This window comes from Sphingomonas bacterium, from assembly GCF_903643035.1.
Classification (GTDB): domain Bacteria; phylum Pseudomonadota; class Alphaproteobacteria; order Sphingomonadales; family Sphingomonadaceae; genus Sphingomonas.
In genome coordinates this window covers 1-3,779 of the sequence record NZ_CAHJWW010000271.1, presented here as the reverse complement: position 1 = coordinate 3,779, position 3,779 = coordinate 1, and the positions used below count along the sequence as shown (strand labels likewise).

Below are 3,779 nucleotides of genomic sequence, written 5' to 3'. Positions count from 1 at the left end.
GGCGCGCGGACGGCAGCACGCCGGACGCCCGCCTGCTCCACGGGCTGGGCGTGGTCGACCGGCAGCTCGCCGAGCTGACCCGCCGGATCGGCGCGGGCGCGGCCGACGGGCTGTCGACGCGCGATCGGTACCTGGAGACGAAATACGGTGGCGACGGAGCGACGCCGTCCGCAGGGGAGTGACGCCCGACCGGCGCGCTTGCGTTTCCCCGGCCATGGCCGGGCGCCGGTTTCCGGGCCGCCCGTAGCTGGACCCCGGCCTTGCTGGGGAAAGCGACGAGCCGCGTCGTCGCTTTCCGGCCGTCACCCGTTGACGGACAGCACCAGCGCCGGGTCGGGAATGTCGTCATGCTCGTGCCCGGGGATCGGGACCACGGCGGTTCCGATCGAGAAGAACTCGATGACGTGGCTCGCCCAGCCGTGGCTGCCCTCGTGCAGGTCGGCGCCGACCACGCCCTCCGCGCCCGCCTGCGTCGCCTCCAGCTGCATCCGCTCCATCGCGATCTCGCGCGCCTCGTACAGCGCGAGGCTGAAGTTGGTCAGCTCGACGTTCTGGCCGACGCTGCCCAGCGACGCGATCGGGCCACGGCGGGCGACGTGATAGACGCAGCTGCCCATCACCATCTCGAGCGGACGATAGCCGGCCTTGAGCAGCGTCCAGAAATCCTGACCCGTCAGCGCGGAGGTGAAGGGCTGGCCGCCGGGACCCTTGAACGCGGTCTGGCCGCCCGCATGGACGATGCCGGTGCCGATCGCGACGAACTCCAGCACCTTGCTGTCCCATTCCAGCCGCTTGACGGTCAGGCGGACGCCGACGATGCCGTCCGCGCCCATGTTGGCCGCCTCCTGCCGCATCCGCTCCATCGCCAGCGCGCGAGCCTCGTACATCGCGGTCGACAGCGTCTCCAGCTCGACGCTCGACGACCAGCCGGCGAACTGGAACCCCAGGTGATAGATGCACGAGCCGACGCACAGGCCCACGGGCTCGAACCCGGCCTTGCGGACCAGCAGGAACTCGTTGACCGTGAAGTCGGACGTGAAGATGCCGCCCGGATGCCCCGCGCGCCGCAGCCCTCCCAGCCGCGCCAGCGCATGTTCGGGGATGTTCGCCGTGCCGTCCGCCATCAGATCGCTCCTTCCGTATCGCCAAGGTCGCCATAGCCGGCGTGCCGCGGGCCGTCCGAGCGCGCCAGCGGGCTCGGCCCGTCCACCATGTCGACGACCGGATCGATCGCCATCGGCACCGGCGCGCCGGCGCGCGTGTCGACCACCGTGCCGATGACGATGTGCCGGCCAAGGTAGCGCGGCGGCTGCTTCTCGCGCTCCTGCCGGATCAGCTGGCCAAGATGGGTATGGGCGAGCACGCCGTTGCCCTGGCTCGCCGCCGCTCGGCGCAGCTCGGCATGCGCGTCGCGGCGGATGCGTTCCCAGAACTGGGTCAGCTCGGGCAGCGGCTGCGACGTCCACGACTGCACCGCCTGTTGCGTCTGCCATCCCGATGCCCAGCCGCCGCCCCATTGCGGCGGGAACCAGTCGTATTGCGCGCCCACCGCGATGCCGACCGGCACGATGTCCGCCTCCAGCAGCCGCACGAACTCCAGCGCGGGCACCGTTGCCACCGCAGGCTCGGGACTCGCGGGCAGGCCGTCGACCAGGACGGCGGTGCCGAGCAGCGTGAAGTCCATGCTGGCGCCGAACCGGTGCGACAGCGTGCGCATCCGCACGTCCACCACCGCGTTCGCGCCCGCCGCGCGCGCCTCCTGCCGCAGCCGGTCGAGCGCGGTGTGCCACCCTTGCGCATGACCCTCGGTCCAGCTCCAGCCATATTGGAACCAGCAGGTGCCGGACACGGTCGCGACCGGACGGATGCCGTGGGTCCTGGCGAGCAGCAGCTCGGCGGGCGTCATCGTCGCCACCCAGGCGGCGCGGCCGGCCCGGGCGTCGTCCAGCCGCTGCGCGACGTGCGCGGGCAGGACGCCGGCGGAGAGCGCGGCCTTCCATTCGCGGTCGCGCGCGACTATCGCGTCGCTCGGCCTTGATCGCGTGAACCAGCCCATGCCGCCCAAGCTCCTTGCATCCGCACCCTGCCCCAAGCCGTCCCGCTCCGCCAGACCCGGCGGGGGCGGATTGCCGCGGCCCCGTCATCGGGCTAGGCCACGCCCCCGATGACCCGCTCGGACCACCGCCCCGGAACGATGATCGCGGGCGGCGCCGTCTTTCCGCACCGGCACCTGACCGGCATATCGGGGCTTGCCCCGCACGAGATCGGCTTCCTGCTCGACGAGGCGGAGACATGGGTGGAGGCGAACCGCTCGCGCGGTCGGGAGGGCGGGGCGCGCCCCGACAAGCGGCTCGCGGGCCTGACGGTCATCAACGCCTTTTTCGAGAACTCGACGCGCACGTTGCTGTCGTTCGCGATCGCGGGCAAGCGGCTGGGCGCGGACGTCATCGACATGCACGCCGCGACCAGCTCGGTGAACAAGGGCGAGACGCTGATCGACACCGCGCAGACGCTTAACGCGATGCGCGCCGATGCGATCGTCATCCGGCATGCGAGTTCCGGCGCGGTGCGGCTGATCGCCGACAAGGTCGACTGCCCGGTCATCAACGCCGGCGATGGCCGACACGAGCATCCGACTCAGGCGCTGCTCGACGCGCTGACGATCCGGCGGCGGCGCGGGAGCGTGGCGGGGCAGCGCGTGGTGATCTGCGGCGACGTGCTGCACAGCCGGGTCGCGCGGTCGAACATCCTGGCGCTGACCGCGCTCGCCGCCGAGGTCCGGGTGTGCGCGCCCTCCACGCTGATGCCGGCGGGCATCGAGCGGATGTACGTGGCGCCGTTCACCGACTTCGACGCCGCGCTCGACGGCGCGGACGTGGTGATGATGCTGCGCCTGCAGACCGAGCGCATGGCGGGTGCCTATGTCCCCTCGCCTCGCGAGTTCCACCTGCGCTATGGCCTGACGGCGCGGCGGCTGGCGCTGGCGAAGCCCGATGCGCTGGTGATGCACCCGGGTCCGATGAACCGCGGCGTCGAGATCAGCTCGGCGGTGGCCGACGACCCGCTGCGCTCGGCGATCACGGAGCAGGTCGCGATGGGGGTCGCGGTGCGGATGGCCTGCCTGGACGTGCTGACGCGGGTCGCGCGCGGCGTGGAGGGATGGGCGTGAGCGCGCCGTTGCCGCCCGTCGCCTTCGTCAACGCGCGGCTGGTCTGCCCGGTCGCCGGAGTGCGCGACGGCGCGCTGCTGGCGGTCGACGGGGCCATCGCCGCCACCGGTGTCGTCGACCTGCCGTCGGGGGCGGCCGTGGTCGATTGCGGCGGCCGGCTGCTCGCGCCCGGGATCGTCGACCTGGGCGTGTTCGCGATCGACCCTGTCGCCTGTCGCGCCGGCGGCATCACCCGCGTCGGGCTGATGCCCGACCAGTCGCCGGTCCTCGACGGCCCCGGCCTCGTCCAGCGCGCCGCGCTGATCGGCAAGCCGGACCTGTGGATCCACCCGATCGCCGCCGCCACCCGCGGCCTGGCCGGGACCGAACTGGCGGAAGCGGCGATGTGCCGGCAGGCGGGCGCGCGGGCGCTGGGCACCGGCGCGCGCTGGATCGGCGATACAGGCGTGATGCGGCGCGTCCTCGCCTATGCCCGCGACCTGGACATGGCGGTGGTGGCGCATGCCGAGGATGCGGGACTGGTGGGCGACGCGGTGGCGACCGAGGGGGAGACGGCCACCCGCCTGGGGCTGGCCTCCGCGCCCGCGCTGGCCGAGGCGCTGGCGGTGGC

3 protein-coding genes and 2 pseudogenes are annotated in these 3,779 nt (G+C 73.0%); 3 read left to right on the top strand and 2 right to left on the bottom strand.

All coding sequences use genetic code 11. The annotated features are described in order from the left end of the window. A pseudogene (locus HUV01_RS13640) lies at window positions 1–182 on the top strand (hypothetical protein); the annotation flags it as partial. Between the two features lie 120 nt (window positions 183–302). Here HUV01_RS13640 and HUV01_RS13635 read toward each other — a convergent pair. Further along, window positions 303–1,124: a heavy metal-binding domain-containing protein gene (locus tag HUV01_RS13635; RefSeq protein ID WP_174298764.1), complete on the bottom strand. Its 822-nt coding sequence runs from the start codon at window positions 1,122–1,124 to the stop codon at window positions 303–305. Next, on the bottom strand, window positions 1,124–2,056 hold the full coding sequence (locus HUV01_RS13630) for a heavy metal-binding domain-containing protein (RefSeq protein ID WP_174298763.1): 933 nt from the start codon (window positions 2,054–2,056) through the stop codon (window positions 1,124–1,126). Before HUV01_RS13630 ends, HUV01_RS13635 begins: the two co-directional genes overlap by 1 nt. Window positions 2,057–2,164: 108 nt before the next feature. Between HUV01_RS13630 and HUV01_RS13625 the strand changes: the two genes are divergently transcribed. Further along, window positions 2,165–3,169 carry an aspartate carbamoyltransferase catalytic subunit gene (locus HUV01_RS13625; protein WP_174298762.1) on the top strand — a complete coding sequence of 335 codons (1,005 nt, stop codon included), beginning with the start codon at window positions 2,165–2,167 and terminating at the stop codon, window positions 3,167–3,169. Then, a pseudogene (locus HUV01_RS13620) lies at window positions 3,166–3,779 on the top strand (dihydroorotase); the annotation flags it as partial. The gene HUV01_RS13625 and the pseudogene HUV01_RS13620, both read left to right, overlap by 4 nt.

Coding starts and splice junctions, on each gene's coding strand:
- HUV01_RS13635 (WP_174298764.1), bottom strand. CDS start 1,124: ATGGCGGACGGCACGGCGAACATCCCCGAACATGCGCTGGCGCGGCTG.
- HUV01_RS13630 (WP_174298763.1), bottom strand. CDS start 2,056: ATGGGCTGGTTCACGCGATCAAGGCCGAGCGACGCGATAGTCGCGCGC.
- HUV01_RS13625 (WP_174298762.1), top strand. CDS start 2,165: ATGACCCGCTCGGACCACCGCCCCGGAACGATGATCGCGGGCGGCGCC.